Source organism: Kistimonas ophiarachnellae (assembly GCF_057552235.1).
The window spans coordinates 454,043-478,417 of sequence record NZ_BAAJPA010000001.1; the positions used below are offsets into that span (position 1 = coordinate 454,043).

The 24,375-nt window shown below is 51.5% G+C and carries 20 protein-coding genes and 1 pseudogene; 13 read left to right on the top strand and 8 right to left on the bottom strand.

The genetic code is table 11. The features are described from left to right. Nucleotides 1–110: 110 nt before the first annotated feature. Both brnQ and AC27K1_RS01920 read right to left on the bottom strand, forming a co-directional pair. The gene (gene brnQ, locus AC27K1_RS01915; protein WP_487147882.1) at nt 111–1,433 is read right to left on the bottom strand and encodes a branched-chain amino acid transport system II carrier protein; all 1,323 of its coding nucleotides are present in this window, start codon (nt 1,431–1,433) and stop codon (nt 111–113) included. A 356-nt stretch (nt 1,434–1,789) separates the two neighbouring features. Further along, the gene (locus AC27K1_RS01920; RefSeq protein WP_487147883.1) at nt 1,790–2,446 is read right to left on the bottom strand and encodes a pseudouridine synthase; all 657 of its coding nucleotides are present in this window, start codon (nt 2,444–2,446) and stop codon (nt 1,790–1,792) included. A 142-nt stretch (nt 2,447–2,588) separates the two neighbouring features. Here AC27K1_RS01920 and AC27K1_RS01925 point away from each other — a divergent pair, with 142 nt between their 5' ends. Next, nucleotides 2,589–3,878: an amidohydrolase gene (locus tag AC27K1_RS01925; protein WP_487147885.1), complete on the top strand. Its 1,290-nt coding sequence runs from the start codon at nt 2,589–2,591 to the stop codon at nt 3,876–3,878. Between the two features lie 99 nt (nt 3,879–3,977). Then, nucleotides 3,978–4,574, top strand: a complete 597-nt coding sequence (locus AC27K1_RS01930) for a pyridoxamine 5'-phosphate oxidase family protein (protein ID WP_487147887.1) — start codon at nt 3,978–3,980, stop codon at nt 4,572–4,574. Between the two features lie 63 nt (nt 4,575–4,637). Here the strand turns inward: AC27K1_RS01930 and AC27K1_RS01935 are convergent, their stop codons facing one another. The 3 genes from AC27K1_RS01935 to AC27K1_RS01945 form a co-directional block, all read right to left on the bottom strand. After that, nucleotides 4,638–6,404: a GGDEF domain-containing protein gene (locus AC27K1_RS01935; RefSeq protein WP_487147889.1), complete on the bottom strand. Its 1,767-nt coding sequence runs from the start codon at nt 6,402–6,404 to the stop codon at nt 4,638–4,640. 254 nt (nt 6,405–6,658) lie between these two features. Then, the gene (locus tag AC27K1_RS01940; RefSeq protein WP_487147890.1) at nt 6,659–8,086 is read right to left on the bottom strand and encodes an RING finger protein; all 1,428 of its coding nucleotides are present in this window, start codon (nt 8,084–8,086) and stop codon (nt 6,659–6,661) included. 159 nt (nt 8,087–8,245) lie between these two features. Then, nucleotides 8,246–10,111 (bottom strand): hypothetical protein, encoded by a 1,866-nt coding sequence (locus AC27K1_RS01945; RefSeq protein ID WP_487147892.1) that lies wholly within the window; start codon nt 10,109–10,111, stop codon nt 8,246–8,248. A 271-nt stretch (nt 10,112–10,382) separates the two neighbouring features. On the opposite strand from AC27K1_RS01945, the gene AC27K1_RS01950 reads away from it, so the two are divergent. Then, complete coding sequence (locus tag AC27K1_RS01950) at nt 10,383–10,985, top strand: DUF938 domain-containing protein (RefSeq protein WP_487147894.1); 603 nt, start codon at nt 10,383–10,385, stop codon at nt 10,983–10,985. Between the two features lie 59 nt (nt 10,986–11,044). Here the strand turns inward: AC27K1_RS01950 and AC27K1_RS01955 are convergent, their stop codons facing one another. Then, nucleotides 11,045–11,299 carry a hypothetical protein gene (locus tag AC27K1_RS01955; protein ID WP_487147896.1) on the bottom strand — a complete coding sequence of 85 codons (255 nt, stop codon included), beginning with the start codon at nt 11,297–11,299 and terminating at the stop codon, nt 11,045–11,047. Between the two features lie 144 nt (nt 11,300–11,443). Here AC27K1_RS01955 and AC27K1_RS01960 point away from each other — a divergent pair, with 144 nt between their 5' ends. The 4 genes from AC27K1_RS01960 (at nt 11,444) to AC27K1_RS01975 (ending at nt 14,239) form a co-directional block, all read left to right on the top strand. Next, on the top strand, nt 11,444–11,992 hold the full coding sequence (locus AC27K1_RS01960) for a DUF2878 domain-containing protein (protein ID WP_487147898.1): 549 nt from the start codon (nt 11,444–11,446) through the stop codon (nt 11,990–11,992). A 73-nt stretch (nt 11,993–12,065) separates the two neighbouring features. Further along, nucleotides 12,066–12,689, top strand: coding sequence for a hypothetical protein (locus AC27K1_RS01965; protein WP_487147899.1), 624 nt, complete (start codon nt 12,066–12,068; stop codon nt 12,687–12,689). Between the two features lie 355 nt (nt 12,690–13,044). Next, nucleotides 13,045–13,683: a hypothetical protein gene (locus AC27K1_RS01970; protein ID WP_487147901.1), complete on the top strand. Its 639-nt coding sequence runs from the start codon at nt 13,045–13,047 to the stop codon at nt 13,681–13,683. A 19-nt stretch (nt 13,684–13,702) separates the two neighbouring features. Beyond that, nucleotides 13,703–14,239: a FlgO family outer membrane protein gene (locus AC27K1_RS01975; RefSeq protein WP_487147903.1), complete on the top strand. Its 537-nt coding sequence runs from the start codon at nt 13,703–13,705 to the stop codon at nt 14,237–14,239. Nucleotides 14,240–14,322: 83 nt separating this feature from the next. On the opposite strand, the pseudogene AC27K1_RS01980 reads toward AC27K1_RS01975, so the two are convergent. Together AC27K1_RS01980 and AC27K1_RS01985 are read right to left on the bottom strand one after the other, a co-directional pair. Continuing rightward, a pseudogene (locus AC27K1_RS01980) lies at nt 14,323–15,021 on the bottom strand (IS1 family transposase). A gap of 295 nt (nt 15,022–15,316) precedes the next feature. Next, complete coding sequence (locus AC27K1_RS01985; protein ID WP_487147905.1) at nt 15,317–17,206, bottom strand: S41 family peptidase; 1,890 nt, start codon at nt 17,204–17,206, stop codon at nt 15,317–15,319. Between the two features lie 582 nt (nt 17,207–17,788). Between AC27K1_RS01985 and AC27K1_RS01990 the strand changes: the two genes are divergently transcribed. From AC27K1_RS01990 to AC27K1_RS02015, 6 genes are all read left to right on the top strand, one after another. After that, a complete protein-coding gene (locus tag AC27K1_RS01990; RefSeq protein ID WP_487147906.1) occupies nt 17,789–18,997 on the top strand; it encodes an FAD-dependent oxidoreductase in 1,209 nt (402 codons plus the stop codon). 10 nt (nt 18,998–19,007) lie between these two features. Further along, nucleotides 19,008–19,325, top strand: a complete 318-nt coding sequence (gene trxA / locus AC27K1_RS01995) for a thioredoxin TrxA (protein WP_395177131.1) — start codon at nt 19,008–19,010, stop codon at nt 19,323–19,325. A gap of 215 nt (nt 19,326–19,540) precedes the next feature. After that, nucleotides 19,541–20,011, top strand: coding sequence for a glycine/sarcosine/betaine reductase complex selenoprotein A (grdA, locus tag AC27K1_RS02000; protein WP_345195250.1), 471 nt, complete (start codon nt 19,541–19,543; stop codon nt 20,009–20,011). A 318-nt stretch (nt 20,012–20,329) separates the two neighbouring features. Continuing rightward, a complete protein-coding gene (gene grdC / locus AC27K1_RS02005; protein WP_487147907.1) occupies nt 20,330–21,865 on the top strand; it encodes a glycine/sarcosine/betaine reductase complex component C subunit beta in 1,536 nt (511 codons plus the stop codon). A gap of 10 nt (nt 21,866–21,875) precedes the next feature. Further along, nucleotides 21,876–23,030, top strand: coding sequence for a glycine/sarcosine/betaine reductase complex component C subunit alpha (grdD, locus tag AC27K1_RS02010; protein ID WP_487147909.1), 1,155 nt, complete (start codon nt 21,876–21,878; stop codon nt 23,028–23,030). 50 nt (nt 23,031–23,080) lie between these two features. Beyond that, nucleotides 23,081–24,373, top strand: a complete 1,293-nt coding sequence (locus AC27K1_RS02015) for a glycine/sarcosine/betaine reductase component B subunit (protein ID WP_487147911.1) — start codon at nt 23,081–23,083, stop codon at nt 24,371–24,373. Nucleotides 24,374–24,375: the final 2 nt, after the last annotated feature.

Below are 24,375 nucleotides of genomic sequence, written 5' to 3' on the forward strand. Positions count from 1 at the left end.
GTTTGTTGTTTTTGTTATTCCGACACTTGTAACACTTATTGATCCCTGCTGCCAAATCCTTCCTGTGACTGCCCCTCCAGACCGTCAATGGTCCAGAGGGGCATGGCCTGTTAGCAGGCCGCTTCTTCCGACTGCCGGTTCCAGCCAAAGCACTGGCTGGCAGCGATGCTCAATATCAGCATGATCATGCCGGGAACAACCCATCCCATGCCCTGTTCGAACAGGGGGAGGTGCTGGCCCAAAAAGGCATTCATCGATTCAGGCATAAATCCAGCGGCCTTGATGCCGTCAGGAATGGCAAACAGTAAGGCGGTTGCACTGACGACACGGGTGACCATGGTCGGGTAAAACAGAAACCGGCGGATAAAGGGCATGATGATGACGGCGATGGCTACCGGGTAGATCGTTACAATCACTGGCACCGTCAGCATGATCAACTGGTCAAGACCGACTGTTGCAACCAGAGCGGAGGCTATTGCGATTGCAGCCACATACTGACGATAGCTGAACGATGTAAAGGTTTTGCTGAAATACTCTGCACTGGCACCCGTTACACCAATACAGGTCGTCAAACAGGCAAGCGTAATGACAATGGTCAACACCATATTGCCAGCAGGGCCAAACAAGGCGGCGACATAGGTGGACAGGATACGGGCGCCGTTACTGGCATCAGGCACCAGGCTGTGACTGGTGGCACCGAGATAGAACAGGGCGCTGTAAATGAGGATCATGCCGATAGCGGCAATAAGGCCGGCCATGGTGGTAAAACGGGCAATATCGCGACCACTGCTGACGCCAAGGCTTTTGATAGCATGGGTGATGATCCAGCCAAAACCAAGTGCGCCCAATACGTCCATGGTCAGATATCCCTGGATCAGACCTTCAGCGACAGGCTGGCTTTCATAAACACCACGGGCAGGCTGAATGGCACTTTGCGGGTTGATCAAAGTGCCCACCGCGATGGTGGTCAACATCAACGCGAGTAACGGCGTCATCCATTTGCCGATAGTGGAGACTAACTGACCCGGTCTCAAAGTCAGTGCCAGGGTGATCCCCAGATAAACTACAACATAGCCATGAAACACCGTATCGCCCGTGTTGGGGAAAAAGGGCATAAAGCCGGTTTCATAGGCGACCATCACTGCACGGGGGATAACGAACGCCGGACCAATAACAATGAACAAGACGACCCAGAATAACTTTTGGATAGCGGGAGAGAAATCCCTGACCACCTTGTCAGGACCGCCACTCAAGGCAACGGCGATCAACGCCAGCAGGGTCAGTCCCACATCGCCAAGGATAAAGCCGGCGCCGGCCTGCCAGGTCTGGTCTCCGGCCAGGTAACCGATAATGGGGGGGAAAATGAGATTGCCCGCTCCTAAAAACAGGGAGAAGGTCATGAGTCCCAATGCGGCGATGTTCGATGTCTTCACAGCAGCCTCGTGTCATCAGATGGATGGAGACTGTCAGCGTTACGGGTGGGGATTCTGGTTGTGTGTATGAAGGCAGTGCGACAACCATCGGCCCTTTCCGTAAGGGCCGACAGTTTTCGTAAATACTAGACTGCCAGCCCGCGTCTCAGTAGCAGGGCAGCAGATAGTAGCAGGGCAGCACAGGACAGCATGCCGGTTACAGCATTTTTGAGGTCTGAATGAGAAGTAACCGGGTTCATGCGTTCTGTAATCAGCCAAGCTCGTCTAGTGAAATTCGTCTCGGTTGAGACTATGGCAGTTCGCCGTATTGCGTATATAGGTAAAACTACGCGTCGCGTGGTTGTGCCCGGTTTTCATTAAAAAGGCGGTGGGCTTTCAAATGTCATGGACGACAGGTTGCCAGGGTGACTGAATGACAACCTGGTCGCATGCAGATGCAGACGCGTTGCTGCAGAACGAGCTGCTTCATGCGCATAGAAACTGCAGCCGAGAATCGGATGCCCGATAGCTGCCATATGCACCCGCAGTTGATGGGATCGTCCGGTCACCGGTTCGAGCCAGACCCGACCGTGACGATTAAGACCAGGCATCTTCTGAAAACGGGTGAATGCACTTTTTCCCTGTTCGTGATCGACCATTTGCCGGGGCCTGTTCGGCCAGTCGCAGCGCAATGGCAGGTCAACTTCACCGCTTTCCTGTTCCATTTCACCCCAGACGTCGGCCACATACGCTTTGCTGACCAGGCGATCCTGAAACTGGCGGCTCAGCGCCCGGTGACTGTCAGCATGCAGGCCAAAGACCATGATGCCGGATGTCGCCATATCGAGCCGGTGGACGACGCGGGTTTCCGGTTCAATGGCCTGAAGGCGCGTCAGTGCACTGTCGTAGTTGTCAGGGTGGCGGCCGGGCACGCTGAGCAGGCCAGCCGGTTTGTCGACAACCACGATGTCATTGTCACGGTACAGTTCCCGGAGAACTTCCAGGCAGGGGGGAGCGATGTAGCATTCTGTCATGCGGGTATTGTCAGGGATAACCTGTCGGACGCAAGTCGTGATTTCACGTGCGCGGGATTAACACTGGACGGGCTTGTTACACTATCAGTACTATCGATCCGCTATGCTTCAGCCATTTGTTGTTGTAATGGAACCCTGCCGCATGAACCTATCCCCGGACCTGATCGACGCCACTGTCTGTTGTCGCCGAGACCTGCACCGTTACCCTGAACTGAGTTGGACGGAGTTCCGAACAACCGCGAAAGTGGCTGCCACCCTTGATGCTTTGGGGTATCAGCTGCATTTTGGCGAGGATTACCTGGATCTTCCCTCGGTCATGGGGCGCAATATCGATGTTGCTGCAGAAAAACAACGGGCGGCTGAGCAAGGGGCGGACCCCGTCTGGTTGGAGCGTATGGGCGATTATACCGGCCTGGCGGCAACAATGAGCATGTCCAGGCCAGGGCCTGTTATTGCGCTCCGTTTTGATATTGATGCATTGCCCGTCACCGAGTCACGGTCTTCAGCACATGTTCCCTGCTGTGGAGGGTTTGTGTCTGAAATAGATGGAAAAATGCATGCCTGTGGTCATGATGGCCATACTGCCATTGGTTTATCGGTCGCGCGCTGGGTGGTCGAGAATCGTGAGCACTTGGCCGGTGAGATCCGCCTGATTTTCCAGCCCGGCGAAGAAGGCTGCTGTGGCGGCAAGGCGGTGGCAAAGGGGCCGGTACTCACAGGCGTGGATTATTTTCTGGCCATGCATCTGGGCATCAATGTGCCCAGCGGGGCGGTGGTGGTGAATCCTACCGGTTTTCTGGCAACCACCAAGTTTGATATGACCTTCACCGGACGACCAGCCCATGCCGGCATTGAACCCAATGCAGGCGCCAATGCGCTGGCCTGCGCCTGTACAGCCATCAACCAGATGCTGGCGATCCCCTCCCACCGTGATGGCATGACCCGCATCAACATCGGCAATCTGGTATCTGAAGGGGGGCGGAATGTGATTCCGGCCAGCGCCCATCTTTGTGGTGAAACCCGGGGAGAGACCCTGGCGCTGGATGCCTACATGATGGAGGCCGTCCAACGCATCAGTCAGGCGACTGGCGCTATGCATGGCGTGGAAGTCGAACTGTCGGTTCAGGGGGAAGCACCGGATTGCACCAACAGTCCTGAACTTGTCGCCCGTCTCCGGCAGCAGGCGGAGCAGTTGCCAGGCATCCATGATGTGATTGAACAGCGCCCCTTTGGCGCCAGTGAGGATGCCACCTGGATGGTCAGGGCTGTTCAGGCACAGGGCGGACAGGGCGTGTATTTCATCATGGGCAGTGACTTGCCGGAAGGGCACCACAAAAGCGGTTTTGATATTGACGAGGCCGTTCTGGGCTCAGCCGTCGCCCTGGTGGCGGCCATGGTGGAGTCCCTCGGAAATAACAGGCCAGGGCGTTAACCCTTCACCGGGTGTGCGTTTCTGACTACAACCTGCATGGATGGAGATAAACTCCAGATAATGTAGTTACTATTGACCGGCAGCCGGTGTGGAATCCTTATGTCAGACAACCCGATCGACCAACTGGTTCACTATGCTCAACGCGCGATCCGGGGCCGTGATCCGCTGGCACGCTCTGCTAACCTGGTCACCGTCGATGAAGCGGGTTTTCCCCGAACCCGGATGATCACCTTGAGAGAGGTCTCTGAAGCGGGCATTGATATCTACGTGAACCGGGAGAGCCCGAAGGCGCAGCAGTTGCAGGAAAACGGCCGGTATGAACTGCATATATTCTGGCCGCAGGACTTTATCCAGTTCCGGATACGCGGCGGTTACTGTTATCGACAGGATGAAGCGTTCCGGCATGGTTGGGCGGGCAAGCCGGTCTACAGCCAGATTGCCGATGTGCTCCACGAAACCGTTGCGCCGCAGAGCAGTGTGATTCCCTCCCACCAGGTCGTTGCAGAGGGGGCCGCAGTGCTTCGGCATCAATATGGCGAAAATGGTTCGCTGCCCTTTCCAAAGACAGTCTGGGTTTTGCAGTTATTACCGAAGATGATCGAAATCTGGACAGGCTCTGATGACGACCGGCTGCATCGCCGTGAGTTGTATGAATTGATGGATGGGGTTTGGCAGAAAACCCTGCTGATGCCTTAGATATTGGGCTCCAGCAGGATTCAGATTGTAACGGTGGATGACAGAATGCTGGGCTGGGAAATGTTACCCGGCGTCCTGATCTGAGGGCTTCACATCATCGATGGATGTGATGTTGCTGACCGGTGGCAGGTTGTTGCTGTTGACTACCGCACGGTTCCGGCCCTCTTCCTTGGCCTCGTAGAGCGCGTCATCGGCTTCCTTGATCATGGTTTCAACGGATGTTTCGCAGTCGCGGCGGGTGGTCACACCGACAGACAGCGTGATATTGCCCAGCGAATGGCCATTGAACTGCATCGCCTGACCGGCAATCCGCTGCACCAGGCTCGTTGCCAGTTCCCGTGCGGCGTCAAGGTCTTTGCCGGGGCAGATAATGCAGATTTCCTCACCCCCGTAGCGGCAGACCAGGTCACTTTTGCCGGCTGTCTGGCGCAGCTCTATGGCTACCTGCTTGATCACGTAGTCACCGGCGTCATGGCCGAAGGTGTCATTGAAACGCTTGAAGTGGTCGAGGTCGATCATCATCAGCGACAGTGGCTTGTAATGGTTTTCGGCCTGGTAGACCTGCTGTTCCAGGAAATCCATCATGTGGCGGCGGTTGAACAGGCCGGTCATCGGGTCGCGGATGGCCTGCTGGCGCAGGTCTTCACGCAGGCGCATGTTGGCCAGCGCCAGCCCGATCTGCTCGGCCATGGACTCCGCCATGGCGTTGTTGGCTTCCAGGTACGACTTGTCGGAATAGCTCAGGTGCAGGATGCCCAGGGTTTCGCCCTGGGCGACCAGGGGGATACAGACCTGTAAATCATGGCCGTCGTGGCTGTGGCCGCAACGGATCTCCAGGCCGTCATCGTCGCTGCAATGCGCATGGCCTTTCAGCAATGCCCAGCACTCGCTGGGTTCGAAGCGGTCCGCACCCTGCCATTCTTCTCCCCAGGTGGTCAGCATATCCAGTCGGTTGCGGGATGATTTAATCAGGGATATCGCCCCCGCATTGCAGCCGGACAGGAGTTTGGCCGCTACCGGATGCACAACCTTGGCAGCGCTCTCCATGGTGGTACAGGCAGACATCAGGCTGCCCAGCTGCTGCATCAGGCTCAGTTCACGGGTTCTCTCTTTGACCTCGGATTTCAGGCCGGCCTGTTCCCGGGCTGACTGCTTGTCCATCAGGTGGTTGAAGAAGATCGTGATGGCAATCACACAGGCAATGCCAATGAAACTGATCAACGCAACCCACATCCAGATTTGCAGCATCTGGTTGGCGATCATGGTGCGGGGCAGGGCGGCCCGGATGATATAGGGATGGGTAATGCCGTAGTGGTCGGTGATATAGGCTTTGACCGCCACGTAGAGCATTTCCTTGCCCAGGGTTTCACTGAAATGTTCATGTTGGCCAAGACCGGTGTCCATGGCCTGGATGACCTCCGGGCGGTTCCCGTGATTATGCATGGATAACAGGTCGAGTTCTGCCATGGACGAGTCCCCCAGCACGGCGCCGTTCTGGTCAATCAGGGTTATCCGGCTGCCGGTGGTGATAGCGATCTGGTCAATCAGTGCATCGAAGTTGACGTTATCCTGGTAATGCTGCCCATCTTCATGGGCAAGGTCGTCCGAGGTTGCCCCATCCTCCTCGGCTATCAGGGCGTCCAGGTAAGCGTCATCGCTGCTCAATTCATCTTCATGCCCGTGAGTGCCTTTATCGTGGTGAACTTCCTTTCGAAATATCATGGCGGCCACATCGGCGACCTGCTTGAGGCGGTCATTGGTGGAGTCTACCAGCAGTTTTTCGTAGTAAAAGGAAAGCAGGGTAAGGCTGCCCAGCAGCACAAAGGTCATTACGACCGCCGGCATGGAAAATAGAGTTAGACGCCTATACATCATGTCGTCCCTGACAGGTGAAATCTATTTATTAAGTATTGCAGAGAAACCTGTGTGTTGATTTACATGAAGGTTATGGGGCTAATATGATCTCTTTATAATAATGCTGGTTTTTGTTGCGTTTTCAGGCATTGTTACGAATCCTGCCGTTCTCAGTAAATATGACGCTTGTATAAAAAATTGTTTTTTTATTTTAAAGACTTAATTACTGATCATTTGAATACTGTTTTGATTTTAAACCCGGTTAGATTGACCAGGTCTTTCAGATCGACAAGATCGGCTTGTGTGCAGGTTTTTCGGCTTATTGGGGAGGTTGAGTGTGTTAAAAGCCATTCCTCAAGCGCTTCACGCTCATAGAAAGACTGGTCAACAAGATTAATGACGGGATTTTGAACATTTTCAATATCATCGCAGGTAATCGGACATTGCAGGTGTCGTTGAGTAAATGTATGTCCAGTCTCGAGAGGCAAGGTCTGATTAATTGCTTTCGCCAGGGGGATTTTTGCCCATTGAATGTCATGGTTTTGACAATAGTTGAGCAGCGGTGTTTTGAGTTGTTTGAACAATACGTTAGCTCTTTTGTGCAAATCCTTTGCTACACGTTTTTGGTGAGGTGGCTGAAAACCTGTCGTCAGGCGATTTAGCACCATGCATTGGCGAAGTTGGTACACACAATCGATCATTTCATGAATATCCCTGGATTCGTTAAGTGTCTGCGACTGGTCAGTGTTTGTGCAGATAAAATCTGAGGCTTCTGTGTACAGTGTGGATAAGTGGCTATAGGTCTGTGATGCCAATATACGGTTCAAGCGGGCCATTTCATCGGTAGAGAGAGCACTGAGTCCTGTCTTCAGGAAGTTCAGAATATTTTCGATAGTATCAATCGATAGCTGGCTGTCAGAATGAATATCTCTCAGGAATCTGTCATCCAGTTGTCGGGAATAGGTCTTCAGGCGGGTAGCCAGTGAGGGATTGTGTTTTAACAGGTTTTCCAGCCACTCGGCTGCTTGCCTGTAAGGAGCGGATGTTGCCAGATAACGGAAGTTTTCCAGCTCCTGGGCAAAGCGATAAAGTGCGGCCATATCCTCGCCATTACAGGCTTTTAAGTGCTCCAGCTGGCGATCAATCGTCCCCCAGAATTGGGGGGGGACAGGTGGCGTGGCAGGAGCTGATATTGTGCTCGAGGGAGAACTGACCTTCTTGTACGGCCGGCATGGATAGCGTTCCTGCAGTAGTAAAGGCACATAGAGCGAAGCGCAAATCTGCGGTGTGACAGAGACACAGCCAGCGAAGATCAGTGCCTTGGGAACCGATGCCAGCAGAATACAACCAAGCCCAAAGCTCAGTGAAAAAAGCAGGGCGAATATGCCCAGTAGCGTGGCTATTGTGATGGCGGCTAAACGAATCCGGTCTTTTGTGGCCGGGTTTTGAAGACATTGACGATTGCAGGGACAAAGTTTAATGAAAAAATTCGCTAATTTTCGAAAGAAGCCTCTTATTCTTGAAGGTTTTGGAACCAGTTTTTCAGTGGCCGCCCGGTTAACGGTATAACTGGTGAAGGATTTTGGGATATCACGTGTCGATAGTGTTGAGGATGAATAGGATGGTGAAGGCTGAGCAGTCAGGGAAACACGGGTCATGCTGGAACAATATCCTGGATAGCCTAACTAAATGAGTTACTGATACTGAACATTTATCAGTAGAGAGTGTTAGAAGGCAGATAGGTTCCAGCTAATTGGTAACAAAGTGTATCGTTCTATTTGTTAATGTTGTCAGGCCTTTGTGTGTGAGGTTGGGGGTTATGCCTGAGGAGCAGCGAAATGCTTTGAATCCATGGGATGTTTTGCCAACGGTACCGGTTTTTTCAGGTTTTTTGCCAGGAAGTCAAAGGACCCGGGCAGTTCCGGTAAAAGGTTGTGTGTGGCAAATTTGTGTATGGGGATGAGCAGGGAAATAGGAATAATGTCGATAATTTGCCATGGTTTTCCAAGGTGCAGCCCGTTTGTTTGAGTGCTTTCCGACGATGCAGCCTGCCTGGGAATAAACCTGAGTAAAGCATTTAGCCCAAAGATCTTCTTCAGGGTGGCTAAAAGTGTGATGTTGTCGGCGTCATTGACAGTAGGTGCCATTTCATCAAAGTCATCGTAGTCTATCGCGCATTCCATATCCTGTAATGAATCAGTGGAAAAGACTCGGTCCTGAACGCAGTCATCATGCTCTGTCAGTGGGCAATGTTTATGGTTTATGAGCCATGAATCGTGCAATGCTCTTGCGATTGGAAGTAAGGCCCATAAAAATTTGGGGCGGGCAGGGATTGAATTATCGGCCGGTAATTTTGCTTGATAATCCACCAAAGCATTGCGGAAATTGCGGTAGAACATAAGGCATTCATTGATGTTGTAGCGCTGTTCACAGGATAATATGATCCTGGAACCTTGCTTGTTATATATCCTATCCAGTAAACGCATTGTTATTCTTATATGGTGCAGGATATCCATACCTTGCTGTACGAGAAAACAGAAATTGCCGTTGTTGATGTCAGTGTGTTGAGTTGCAAAAAACGCTGCTAATTGTTGGCATTCTGTTACAGGTTGTTGACTTGTTTCTTGCAGGGAATCGCCATCTGCATCAGGTTTATTTTGATTGATATACTCGCTTATTTTTTCGGTAAATTGTTGTGTCTGTTTCGATATCAGTTGCACTTGCGTGGTAATGAGTTGTTCCCCTGACTGTACTTTAAGTGATTTGATGGTGTCGCCATAATTTTCCAGAGGACAGGTTTCATTAAGTAAGTGGAATAGTTTTTCAAGTTCTTCAATGCTAAACCCCATGTGTTCATTCAGACTTCGTTGTAAGTCTTCAACCGTTTTTTGGTCTTCATTCTTGGCCAGGTTAATGATTTTTGTAATAAGTTCAGGGTTGTCTTCCAGAAATTGAAATAGGCTATTACATGTGTCCTGGTAAGGCTTCAGATCACTTAAGAAATTCAGATTGTGTAGAGCCAGGGTGATATGAAACAGCCATTGTGCATGATTATCACTGGCAAGCTGTGACCGTGATTCCTCATTATCAAAATAGGCTTTTAGTTGATTGAGATACAATACCAGGAAAGACTCATCAAGGTGACTGGTTCTATACGAGTTTGCAGCAGAGGAAGGGTTTGCCACACTCAGGCTCTTTACTGGCTGTGGTGTGTTCCCCCAAATTCTTGGTATCAGGATAGATAACAGGGTTATGGATAATGGCAGTGTCAAAGCAGAGAGAACACCACCTATGATAAGCCCACTGGATAAGCCGACATACGCAATGCAGATTCCAAATACACCAACAACAGGCAGCGCGACAGTCAGTAAGCTGATGATGGTGATCGCGAGAACTTTACCGATGATAATACATGCCTTTTTGAATGTTGCAGATTTCAGGCAAATGATGCATGTACTTCTTTCTGGTTCATGGGTTTGTACTGTACGACTGTCTGTGGCAAGTGACGGTGTTTGGTGAGAGGCCTCTTTTTCAGGTAACAGTTTGCCGAGAAACGATTTGACTTTCTTGACGGTATACACAGAAAAACGCTCTGTGTCTGGGTTGGGTTTATTGATGGCCTCGTGGATGGAAGCGGGTGCTGGTGATGAAGTGTTTGTTTCAGAAGGAGGATTAGCCATCATTTAACCCAAATTGCTATTGTTTATTTACTGCTATGGTTAGTAAGATTTTTATGTCAGGGAAAAGTTCAGTGGGGTTTTGTCAATAAATCAGGAGAATGTAGTGTGCAGGCAGGCTCGGCTACATTGTCTGACTATAGCGTTAGTCATATGGACATTATCGTCATTGAGTTCCTGTCCAATAATGCATACTGCGATCATTTTTGTTAAGTGATGCGTTTGCGTTGAAATAACGGATGCTGAATAACGCTCTAATCTACAGGTGCCAGCAGAAATGACGAACGAATCACTCCCCGATGCGCCTGCGACCCACCGTAACCGGGAACCGATTCTGGGTCAGCTGGATAAATATCTAACGGTGCCCTCGACCGTCCTGGAAATTGGCAGCGGTACAGGCCAGCACGCCGTCTATTTTGCTGAACACCTGCCTCATGTGACATGGATACCAACAGAGTTGTCAGCCAATCTGTCAGGGCTTAACGCGTGGCATCGGCAGTGTGGTCTGGGTAATCTTGCAGAACCCCTCGAACTGGATGTCTGTGAAGACTGGTCGGGTTTTTCTGTGGATCATGTTTTTACTGCCAATACGACACACATTATGCCGCAGGCAGCGGTTGAGCAATTGTTTCTGGGCGCTGGCCGGCTATTGCCGGACAAAGGGTATTTTTTTCTCTATGGTCCTTTTAAGTACGGCGGCCAATTTACCAGTGATTCCAATGCCGCATTTGATCAGCGGTTGAAACAGCGTGCGGAGCATCAGGGCATACGTGATATGGAACAGCTGGTTGCCTGGGCAGACGATGTGGGCATGATTCTGGTGGCAGATCATGTCATGCCGGCGAATAACCAATTTTTGGCCTTTCAGAAATTGAAATAATACGACGTTCTTTGGCCTGAACACTTTAACCTTCGGTGTGCAACCCGACCATTCCGGTTCTATCCGTGAATGGTTTTCAGGGTTATAGCATGACCATTCTTTTTCGTCATTTTACCTATGGTCTCAAGATGTGGTAGGGAAGTTGGTTTAATGTTATCCATCAACAAATTGTATTTATCTCCAATATTATCCAACTGTCCAAGAGCCTGAAGATATTCGGTCGTCCCCGGGTCAAATCTGCCTTTATTTTCCAAAAGCTTGTACAGATAACCATTCTCTTTAATTTGTGCCATCTGATCTATGAGGTCACGCACTTTGAGAGCCTGAGTTGAGTTTGCTGTAGGCGTCTTATTGTATTGTCATATTTCCAAAGATTGTTATCCCCAGTGAATTGAGATAAAAACAAACGACGTATAACTATTACAAAGAACCATTACCCGAGCTGTAGATCATTATTTATGAAGCGTACTCTGGCGAATGCAGCACTGTTTCAGTTGATGTGGTTTGTCTGTGTTCAGGGGCACAACGCGCTGGCGTTGGTTGCTACCGTTTTGGCATTACTGATACATGCACGCTTCCTGGTGACGAAGTTCGCCGAGTGGCAGTTGATTGCTGGATTTACGGTGATCGGCTTCCTGTTAGACAGTCTTATCAATACTGCCGGATGGATCATGTTCTCCGGCTCCCTACCGGTGATAAGTGGTACAGTGCCAGTGGTCATTGCGCCGTTGTGGCTGCTGTGTCTCTGGCTGATGTTCTCGACCACACTGTGCCACAGTCTGTTATGGCTTAATCGTTATCCCTGGCTGTCAGTTTTGCTGACCTGTTCTGCCGTGCCTTTAAGTTATTACGCTGGTGGACACTTATCGGGATCCGTATTGTCTCAACCGGTTGTGATTCCGCTGCTGGCTGAAGCTGCTATCTGGGCAATCCTGTTGCCTGTTGGACTCCGTATCGCTGGGCGGATTATGGACAATCAAGGTAATGGGAAGACCGCCAATGGCTAGATGGACTGCCTTATCATTTTGTCTGCTGTTGCCATTAATGGTTTGTCAGGCTAATGGGGAGCCTTTCGGGAGCGTGACAGGACGAGCTTATGATCTTGATGGGGATGTGTTGTTATACACAGAAGAACACCTTTACCCTTCACAGCACCAGCACTCGGTCACTTACCGGGAAGCGTCGGGTGAGGTGTTTGCGAAAAAAATCCTGGATTACAGCCACAGTTTTACGGTGCCGGATTTCAGGCAGGAAAATACCCGTAACGGTGAAGTGATTGAGGTTGTCAGAATTTACAGTGACAAGCTGGAAGTCACGTACCAGGCAAACGATAAACAAAAACCAAAGCAGAAACGGGTAGCCATTGAATCATTGATGGTCGTCGATGCGGGCTTTGATCACTTTGTTCGGGAGTACTGGGAGACGTTACGCAAAGGGCGATCCTTGACGATTGCCTACCTGGCACCATCCAGACGACAAACGGTGGCTCTGCGAATCAACGAAGTGCAGTGTTCATCATCCAGTGATGTTTGTTTTAACATCGCGCCGGATTCCTGGTTGCTTGGCTTAGTGCTGGATCCGATCTTTCTTGCTTATGAGGGCGATACAAAGCGTCTGCTACGTTTCAAAGGCAGAGGCAATATTGCGGATAAAATGGGGGATTACCAGACAGTCGATATCCGCTATGAATATCCTGTTGAATAAATTAAAAGATTGATGAGAAATCCGGATAGGTGCATCTGGATTAATCGTATTCCTGTTCACTATTCGTTAGCATTTTTCACTACTGTCCAGTTAACGAAAAACAGGACAAATCGGGATGTTTCCGATCAATATTTAATCATGAGCATCCCGAAAAAAGTCACTTTTTTTCTCTAAATTGGTTTTGAAGTGCTTAAGGGGCGCTTCTGCTGATCAATGTTTGTGCAATTTTGAACTCGAAATTTTTAACCGCACAGCAGTGAAAGTCATTCTGACTGCATGGACAAAATACAACCGCTTCGATTAGAGTTAGCCTCGCAAACCATGCTCATACGTACAATAACAATAAAGGATTACAATGAAAAATATTGCAGGATCCTTCTGTCTGGGGGCGGCTTTGGCAGTAATGGCCGGATGCAATCCTGTTCCACCGGCAACCGGCATCAGCCACCAGGTGCAGGAAAAAATTCAGGCGACCCAGCACTGGCAGACGATCGCCAGCCATCTTGCCGGTAAAATCACCACCTCCGCCGTTAGTTCTGATCAGCCTTTTTATATTGACAGTGAAGGTCGGCAAGGTGTCTTCGGGCGTGTGTTTGCCGACATGATGACCAGTGCGCTTCTGGCGTCCGGTGCAAGGGTGACGGAGTATCCCGATAACGCACTCGCTATCAGTTATGATGTTGTAACGGTCAGACAGCCCTCGGATCGTGATGGGGAGTATCCCTGGCGGTTTTCCGCCGCCACTGCGACGTATTACCTTATTGACGGTCTGGCTGGCGATGCTGCAGCGGTTATGGCGGTGGGCGCGGATGTCGCCCGGCTGCAACCCTCCCGAACCCGTACCGAACTCGCAATCACCACCCGTGTCACCGATAGTGGACAGGTGTTGTTTTCAGAGACGGGCGTATATTACATCACTGATCACTCGGCGTCCCACTACATGGGGGGAAACCTTGGCGGGAAAACCTTCCAGTTGACCAATGGTAGTGAGTAAGAAGAGGGAGGTTATTATCATGTATCGTCGTATTGCAAAGCTTGCAGGGTCTGTACTGTTGCTGACGCTACTGGCCGGATGCCAGAGTATCAACAGTCAGACGTCTGGTTCCAACCTGATCAGTAACAGCCATTTTGCCGCCAGTGAGCTGGTCAGGAAAGCGGGTGGAGCGCTGCCGCCTGGTGTATCTGTGATCGCTACCAGTTTTGTTAGCATTGACAGTCTGGAATCCTCCTCAACCCTCGGGCGTATTGTTGGGGAGCAGGTGGCTACGGGCTTGGCCGACGCTGGTTACCGGGTGATTGAGCTGAAAATGCGTGACCGGATTTTCATTAATGCCGGTGCCGGTGAGTTTATGTTGTCCAGAGAGTTGCGCCATATCAGTAATTTTCATGAGGCGCAGGCTGTGGCGGTTGGCACCTATGCCGTCGGCACGGAGTATCTGTACATCAATACCCGGCTGATTGATGCAGGTACCAACCTGGTCATCGCCTCGATGGATTACCGCCTGCCCATGAACCGGGATGTACGGCAGCTTTTGAGAAATAATCTCTGATTGTGTTCAAACCTGCGGTGTTATGCCGCAGGTGTTAGGTTAACCGGGCTGGACGTCAGTGTTGCTAACACGTGGGCAATGCCTTAAACACGTTGATAGTGCGTACAAGAGATAAACTCACCAATCACTTTATCGTGAAGCTCCTCCGAACGGGAAAAGCAAATCGATTTTCTGGCCAGTTTTTTTTAACCGTGTGTGTAAGGTCAGGTTATTTCTCTTGATCCTTTGCGTGAACAGCAGGCCAATAACATGTCGATCTTCCGGCAAGTGTGAGGTGTAAAGACTCCAGTTATCAATACAATAAAAGCTGAAATGGTAGGGTTCCAGGCGCTTGAGCAGTGACTGGAGTGTAGACTCCGTCCTGCGCCCGAACGCATGGGCTATGATCCGCTTTAAACGTTGTTCCCAGACATAGAACAGCCATCGCTGGTTGCATTTGCTGCCTACAAAAGACCACTGCTCGTCCATCTCACAGAGCAGCAGCACTCTGGTATTCTCAAAGGCTGGCTTGCCACCCGTTGGAGAGAGCTTTTTAAATGGCGAGATACGGTATTTGTGCTGATATCGAGTACCCGCCCCCTATCCCTCTCCTGAGCTATTCATCGCCATGTCGATAATGCGCTCGTGTGTCACTGTTTGTTTGCGTTGTAGATGAACTCAAACTGAAAGCTGCGCCTACAATCATCGCAGAGGTAACGCTGAAGCCCGGAAGTTGCTTTACCGTTTTTCACTACAGATTTAGTAGCACCACAATGGGTACAAACGACCTCAATCTTTGCCATAGAATCTGCAGATAAAAATGCGGCAATATAACCGTTCTGTCAGCAGTTCTTATCCGTAATCAATGTGTTAGTGGTATCACCCTATTCTTCAGGTTCGACTTGCTCATGAACACCTCTGATTCTGAGGTGGCAGCTTTACGCAGGGGTAATCTGGAAGTTTTTTCTCACATCAATAATAGGCATGTTATTAGATGTATTTTAATAGTATTTTTGCTGGGTTCTAATTAAAGCCAGAGCTTTTTAGTGAGGGAGCTCCGGCTTTTATATAATTAAAATTAATTTTTATCGATCACTGTTATTGAACTCCTGCTATGGGTACTTCACATTGGCAGACTGACATTTCATTAACGATGGTAGTCCACCATACTTTTTTCCATTTCCCACCCTGTGAATGGCAGACAGGTGGACATTTCTTCTTGGCATCACGCATATCCGATATGAGGCCTGCATCCATTGTTCGTGTTGTTGTCTTGTTCGTTTTTATAAAACGAATAGCCGCCTTCAGCAGGTTATCGTTGGGATACACAATTTGCGCATCGGTACTGTCTTCATGTCCATTGAAATGAAATGAATCCGGTGATGGCAAGATTGTTGTATCAGGCTGAATACCATTGCTGTCATATAAAAAACCTTGAGGGGTGAACGATACCATTGTACCCAGTTTTACTTTTGTCCCTGACGGTAATTCATAGGTTCTTGCTTTTGAGCTACCTCCGCTACTGGTTGACCCTATCAGGGTGATGCCATCCATTCCTTTGAGCGCACCGAGCATGATGTCGGCAGCATTGAATATACCGTCGTCGGTCAAAACGACGATCTGCTCAGGTCGTTGGTAGTGGGGGAGCAGGTTGTCCCAAATCTCTATGAGAGTCAGCAGGTTATTTTTTATGATGACGTCTTCTTCCTCTGTCACAATCGCTTTATCGACAAAATTGCGGAAAAAGGCTTGCTCCGCTGACATCACCTGATAGTGCCAACTGCTGTACTGGTCTGGCTTGTACCAGTCTGAGGGTTTTTCTGTCGAGACAGGGCTCAGGTCTGGCCTGAAACGAGAGAGTTTGAATGATTCAATCGCCTGTTGTTCCGCCGTTGACCAGACAGGATGGTCTTGCCTGAAGACAAAGCGCCCTGCTAATTCTTCGCTGTCAGCATTACCCCATGGCTGCTGTTCTTCAGGCAGTAACCGGTACGTCGCCACATTTGTGATACGTGGAGATGAATTTTTGTGAGATAGAAACGGATAGAGGGCAATCAGGGTAGTTCGACTCCCCCCACCGTTGCCACGCATATCAAGAATAAGTCCTTTCTTTCCCGATACTTGTTTGAATTGTGATACCAGGTTTAAGAGATGGGGAGCGTCTTGACTGTCTGCAATGTTAAACATTTCAGACAGCCTTACATACATGATGGGGCTATCAGAATTTGTCAGATTGCCGTTATTGTCGATGTCCACAGGAAAAATCGAGGTATCGGTTTCCAGACGACATGAGGTCATCCATCTGCCAAGTGTAACGAGGACTACAACGCGCTGGTCTGCGGCGGATGCCAGTGTGAGTTTTGCACTATTTGATACAGTACGCCCCGTCAATGCCCTGGCTTCATTAAGATATTGTAAATGGGACGCTGCTTTGTGGAATATACGGGCCTGATTATAGGAAGAGATAAAGGGCTGTAATTGGGCAATCCATTGATGAACCGGTATACCGTCGATGGCGACTAGAAAAGGGTGTTGCGGGTCGAGTAATCCTTGCTCACAGTAACTGCCATTCTCATCAAAAGTATTTACTCCCGGACTCAGAATAACCAGTTTAGGCTTATGTCCGGGTATTACCCTGATATCGCCAATGGCGCTGTCGTATAATCCGTTGTCGTTTGTTTCGCTGGTATCGAATATGTCTTTGACTTTTGCATGCGCGTCACCGAATGGTGCGATAATTTCCTGTAATGCGATTCGGTAAGAGAGAGTATCTTCGGGCAGATTAAAGTATGAAAGTCCATCCAGTTGAAGCAAAACATCTTTTTTTTCATGAAAAGGATAAAAAGAAAACCGATTCTTAAAAAGATTTGTCAGTTCTCTGATATCTTGGCTAACCCGGTCATTGGGTGATCTGACTGTTTCAGATAAGAGGGGTTGGGAAATAAACCCCAGAAATGTAATGAGTAGCGGGTAGAATGACAGGCGCATGACGCAACTCCTGCGGTTTATTGATAAAGCTATTTTTGGCAGAACAATAAAAATAGACTTAATAAGGTAGACGTCACATGATTATTTTTCCCATAAAAAATTGATATATGAAAATCAATTCTTCATACAGTATGGATTTTCTGTTTTGGGTGGGTGTTGCACAGCGAGATAAAGCGCGAAATATCATTAGAGCTGTAAGTAAAGGAAAAGCAAAAAAGCATTTGTTGCATAGTCAGAAGCACTTATAAGGTAGGTATTTGTGCATATGTCGGGGATTTGTCGATCTTTCTCGATGCCAATTCTTGGACTTTTTCAGAGAGTAAGCATTGTATATTTATGAGTGGCAGAAATATTCACCAGAAAAAGCTAATAAGCATCATATGTCGCATATTGTTCCATGCCCCTTCCAGTGATCGGTACAGATATTGTTATAGATCAATACATACGGACGTTCGGAGTAGCACCATACGCACCAAGTCGGAACTGATGGTTTCGGGCTAAATAGCGCCTCCGCTACGTAAGTATAAGTACGTAACAGGCGTTCCAGCCTGTACCACTTGTTTAACGGATCGGAGCGCAACAATGTCAGAAGTTTATGACGTCATCATTATTGGTGGCGGCGCTGGCGGCTTGTCTGCCGGTGTGTATTGTGCACGCGGTAAAATGAAGACCCTGGTTCTCGAAGCCAGCAGCAACACCGGTGGCCAGTGCGCCAAAACCTCAGAGCTGGAAAACTATCCCGGTATTGTTGAATCCACCGGTCCTGGCCTGATGAACATGTTCCGGGCCCACTGTGACAAGTTCGGTGTTGAGTTCCAGCGTGCACAAGTGACTGGTCTTGCGCTCGACAGTGACGGCTTCCACAAGCGCGTCACCACCCGCGACGGTCAGACCCTGATGGCCAAGAGTGTCATCATCGGCACCGGCGCCAACCCGCGCGTCCTGGGTATCAAGGGCGAAAGAGAATTCACCGCCAAGGGCGTTTCCTACTGTGCCACCTGCGATGCAGACTTCTATGAAGATCTGGATATTATCGTCGTCGGCAGTGGCAACACCGCGGTAGAAGAATCCGTTTTCCTCACCAAGTTCGTTAACAGTGTCCGCATGGTCGTACTGCACGACGAAGGCGTGCTGGATGCGGATCGTACCGCCCAGGATCAGGCTTACGCCAACGACAAGATCTCCTTTATCTGGAACTCCTGCGTTGATGAAATCTGCGGCGACGAACTGGTTAACGGCGTCAAGATCAAGAACCTGAAGACCGGTGAAATCACCGACGAAGCCTGCGACGGCGTCTTCATGTTCGTCGGCACCGTACCGATGACTGACTTCCTGAAAGACACCATCGAACTGAGCAAGGGCGGTTACATTGTCGTTGACGACAAGCAGGAAACCTCCATGCCGGGTGTCTTCGCAGCTGGCGACGTTTGCGACAAGTTCCTGCGTCAGGTGGTTACCGCGGCCGGTGACGGTGCTGTAGCGGCAGTCGCAGCAGACCGTTATGTCCAGGAAGAAGAGCACTGGAGCGAATCCGTGCTGGATGCCGAGAAGGATGTTCTGGTGGCGTTCTGGAGCCCGGTTGATCCGAAGAGCCTGGAGCTGATGCCTCACCTGGAAGCGCTGGCGGCGGACAAGGGCCTGCGTCTGGTGACTATGGACACCTACAAGAGCCGCAACATCGCTGACCGCTACGAAGTCAGCCAGATTCCCACAGTGATCCGCTTCAGTCAGGGTGAGCCGGCGAGCCGTCTCGAAGCCCCCGCAGCGGACCAGCTTGAAAAGCTCGTTTGAGGTGAGTGAGATGATCGAAGTAGGCAAAGACAATTTCGAACAGGAAGTGAAGCAGCACCAGGGCATCGTCATGGTCGACTTCTGGGGTGAAAGCTGCGGTCGCTGCATGGAGCTGATGCCCGATGTGGTTGCCCTGTCCGAAAAGTACGGTGACAAGATCAAGTTCACCAAGCTGAACATTGCCGGCAACCGTCGTGTTGCCATGGGTCAGGGTGTTATGGGTCTGCCTTCCATGGTCTTCTACAAAGACGGTGAAAAGCAGCAGCACCTGTCCGGTGAAGAACTGGACGCCCAGCAGATTGAAGACGTGATTAAAGAATACGTTTAATCACTGAAAGCATTTTAAAAGTTTCATTACTGAAATTTTTAAAACAGGCATAACAGAATTTACATCATCGTTGCCGTTATTAATGAATGATTGAAAGACTGTTATTCCGACGCTGGATTCGATTCGTTCGATGACAGCATTTTGTAAGGTGATCTCCTTTCGGGGAGGTTGATTTTTCGAGTTCGCTTTATTGCGATTTTTCAGGTCAGAAAGCCATGCTGAAAGACAAGAAAGTCGTAATACTCGGTGATCGCGACGGCGTCCCAGGTCCTGCCATTGAAGAATGTGTCAAGACCGCAGGTGCCGAGGTTGTATTCAGCACCACCGAGTGTTTCGTCTGAACTAGCGCAGGCGCAATGGATCTTGAAAATCAAAAGCGGGTCAAGGAATTGTCCGAAAAGTACGGCCCTGAGAACATCGTTGTTGTTCTCGGCGGCGCAGAGGCCGAAGCTTCCGGCCTGGCAGCTGAAACCGTAACTAGCGGCGACCCGACTTTTGCAGGTCCGTTGGCCGGAGTCCCGTTGGGACTTCGTGTACACCATATCGTAGACGCAGAGATCAAGGATGAAGTGGATCCTGATGTTTACGAAGAGCAGGTTGGAATGATGGAAATGGTTATGCCGGTTGATGAAATCACCGGTGAGGTCAGGGAGTACCGCGAGAAATTCTGTAAGTTTCTCGGCTAACCATTCACCCGGATGTTGCACTGAACCGTAAGGTTTGTGCGTCTGTCGTCTGTCCGGGACCAGCCTGTGTTGATCCAGGCAGACGACGGTGTTCGAACCAGGTGTCCCCAGGGGCATCGGTTCAGTGTAACGGATGGGGTAGATGTGTGATGGCAGGACTGCCGGTGGGCAGTGATTTGCCAGACCAGTATCCGGCGATTATTTCGGCGATATACATAAGCTGCAGTACAGCTCCTCGAATTGCCGCGGTAATCAGACATAGATCCAACGGGAACATTGGTTTGTTTCCTTTGCGGCTGACCAGATGGAGTTCGTGCCGTGGACTACCCCGTTATTAAAGGCGCAAGTTACGTTCTTGCTCACACCCCGGATTTTATTCCTTTCGGGTCTACCCAGGTATTTGCCCGTAAGTCGAATGACCAGGAATACCTTTCTTCATTGAAAAAGCACCAGCGTCCTTTCGAAGACGTTGTCGCCTATCCGGCAAACCAGTGCTTTATCGGAAACATCACGCCTGAAGCCCTCGAAGGCATCACTGCACCCTGGTATGAAAACCAGATCGACGGTGCTGAGCGCCAGGGCCGTTTCGGCGAAATCATGCCGCAGGACGAATTCTTCGCCCTGATCAAACACTCTGACGTGTTTGACCTGGTCAAACTGACCCCCGAATTCATTGAGCGCGCTAACCAGCGCTTGAGTACCCATCCGCTGCTCAGCCACATCGTGCTGGACGACAAGTGTGCGATGTCTGCTACCGACATGCACGCCCTGGTGGAAGAGCACATTGCTGAACCGCTGACCATTGATGGTGAGTTGGTCGGCTGCGTTAAGCGTGCCCACGACGATGACGAAAACCTGAGCGCCCACATCATCCTGGAAAACCTGAGCGTGAAAGCTTCCGGTGTCCTGGCGGCGCTGCACCTGAAGAAGCAGGGCATGGACCTGTCCCAGGTGGATTACATCATCGAATGTTCCGAAGAAGCCTGCGGTGACATCAACCAGCGTGGCGGCGGCAACTTCGCCAAGGCCATCGGTGAACTGGTGGGCTGCACTGGCGCAACCGGCAGCGACCTGCGCGGTTTCTGTGCGGCGCCTGCACATGCCCTGATCCACGCGGCAGCGCTGGTGAAAGGCGGCGTATTCAAGAACGTCATGGTGATTGCTGGCGGTGCGGTTGCCAAGCTGGCCATGAACGGCCGTGACCACGTCAAGAAAGGTCTGCCGGTTCTGGAAGACGCACTGGCCGGTTTCGCCACCATCATCAGCGAAAACGACGGTGTCAGCCCAATCCTGAACACCGACATCGTGGGTCGCCACACCATCGGTACCGGTTCTGCACCGCAGGCCGTTATGACCAGCCTGATCTCGGCACCGCTCAAGCGTGCTGGCCGCACCATCACTGACGTGGACAAGTTCTCCACCGAGATGCAGAACGCCGAGATCACCAAGCCTGCCGGCGCGGGTAACGTACCGGAAGCCAACTACAAGATGATCGCCGCCCTGGCTGTTAAAGAAGGTCAGCTGGATCGCAGCGAACTGATGAACTTTGTTGGCAAGCACGGTATCCCCGGCTACGCGCTGACCCAGGGTCACATCCCATCTGGTGTGCCTTACCTGGGCCACGGTCGCGACGCGATCATGAACGGTGAAATCAAAAGTTTCATGGTAGTGGGCAAGGGCAGTCTGTTCCTGGGCCGCATGACTAACCAGTTCGACGGTATCTCTACCCTGATCGAGAAGAACACTGGCGTCTCTGCTGGCAGCAGCTTTGACGGCAGCGAAGCCCGCAAACTGGTGGCTGAAGCCATGAAAGACGTCGCTGAACGTCTGCTGGAAAAAGCCGGTGAGCAATAAGGAGACGGTCATGGCAAATCTTAATGAAGCCCTGGCCAGTGCTTTCAGTGACATGGCCGACGGCCTGGTCAGCGGCAGCTTCGGACGCAAAAAGCGTATCGGTCTGACCCTGGTCGGCAGCGAGCACGGTTCCGAGGAACTGGTGCGCGCGGCCACACTGGCAGCCCGTTCCTACGCGGATATCGAGCCGGTCCTGATCGGTGATGTGGCCGAAGCACCTTTCGAGCTGCACCCGGCCTCCGACCTGCACGAATGCCACCAGGTAATGGAAGCGCTGCTGGACGAAGGCAAGATCGACGCCTGCGTCACCCTGCACTACAGCTTCCCGCTGGGTGTCAGCACCGTGGGCAAGGTCATCACCCCGGCGGTTGGCCGCGAGATGATCCTGGCCACCACTACGGGTACCAGTGACACCATCCGCAATATCGCCATGGTGAAGAACGCTATCGCCGGTGTCGCGCTGGCCAAGGCCACCGGCATCCAGGAACCCACCGTGGGCATCCTGAATGTGGAAGGTGCGGCACAGGTGGAACGTGCACTGCGTCAGCTGATCGAGAACGGCTACCGCATGAACTTCACCGAATCCGCCCGTGCGGACGGTGGTGTCCTGATGCGCGGCAACGACCTGCTGCAGGGCGAGCCTGACGTGATGGTCGCTGACAGCCTGACCGGCAACCTGATGATGAAGGTGTTCTCTTCCTTCAACACCGGTGGCAGCTACGAAGCTCTGGGTTACGGCTACGGTCCGGGCCTGGGTGAAGAGGCCAGCCGCCTGGTGGGCATCATCTCCCGCGCCTCCGGCGCACCGGTCATCGCGGGCGCCATGCGCCTGATGGCTGACAGTGCCCAGGGTGACCTGCTGGACGTCTACCGTCGTGAACTGAAGGCCGCCAAAGAGGCCGGTCTGGACGACATACTCCAGGGCCTGAAACCGAAGGCTGCGGTCGAGAAGACCGAAGCTGTCACTGCGCCGCCCGAGAAGGTCACCGACGGTGATATCAACGGCATCGATATCCTCGATATCGAAACCGCACGCGACGCCCTGTGGGCCAAACAGATCTTTGCACGCACCGGTATGGGTTGCACCGGTCCTGTCGTCATGGTGGCGAAAGAGGACATGGAGCAGGCACGCCAGGTGTTGAAGGAATCCGGGTTTATCGCTTGATCGATCAGGCGCCACCGGCGCCCGATCAACAGGCTATTCAGGAGAGTGTAATGAAACTAGAGATTGGCAATATCCATGTGAAGGAGTTGGCGTTCGGTGAGAACACCGCTCTTTCCTCCGGACGGGTGCAGATCAACCAGGAAGAACTGACTGGTTTCATCCGTGAACTCGACCACCGTATCACTGAAGTGAAGCTGGACATCGCCCTGCCAGGCGAAAAGACCCGCATCATGCCGGTGAAAGACGTTATCGAACCTCGCGTCAAGGTAGAAGGCAAGGGCTCCATGTTCCCCGGCCGTAACCCGGGCGAAGAGTCCATGGTCGGCGAAGGCCGTACCCACGTGCTGAAAGGCATGGCCATCGTCACTACCGGTAAGGTTGTTGGCTTCCAGGAAGGTATCATCGACATGAGCGGTCCTGGCGCGGAGTACACTCCGTTCTCCAAGACCATGAACCTGGTGATCACCTGTGAAGTAGACGACAGCTGCAACCAGTACGACCACGAAGCCATCCTGCGTAAGGTCGGCATCGAAACCGCTAACCGTGTTGGCCAGCTGGCGAAGGCTGCAGTTGCGGACGAAACCCGCACCTACGAAACCAAACCACTGCTGGAGCAGGCTGCCCAGTACCCGAACCTGCCCAAGGTCGGCTACATCTACATGCTGCAGAGCCAGGGCCTGCTGCACGACACCTACCTGTACGGTGTTGACGTGAAGACCATCCTGCCCACACTGCTGTACCCCACAGAAGTGATGGACGGTGCGATCATGAGCGGTAACTGCGTATCCGCCTGTGACAAGAACCCCAGCATCGTGCACCAGAACAGCCCGGTCATCCACGAGCTGTATGAGCACCACGGCACCAAGTACAACTTCATGGGCGCGATCGTCACCAACGAAAACGTGACCCTGGCTGACAAGGAGCGCTCCTCCAACTACGTCGCCAAGCTGGCTGTACAGATGGGTCTGGACGCGGTCATCGTGAGCGAGGAAGGTTTCGGTAACCCCGACGCTGACCTGGTCATGAACTGCCGCAAGCTGGAAGAAGCCGGTATCAAGACCGTCCTGCTGACCGACGAATACGCCGGCCAGAACGGTGAGAGCCAGTCTCTGGCTGACTCTACGCCTAAGGGCGACGCTGTGGTCACCAACGGTAACGCCAACCAGGTTATTCACCTGCCCGCCATGGATCGTCTGATCGGCCACGACACCTACGCCGACATGATCGCCGGTGGTTGGGACGGCAGCCTGCACGCTGACGGCTCCATCACTGCCGAGATCCAGGTGATCACCGGTGCTACCAACGAGTTGGGTTACAGCAACCTGACTGCCATGGCTGGTTAAGA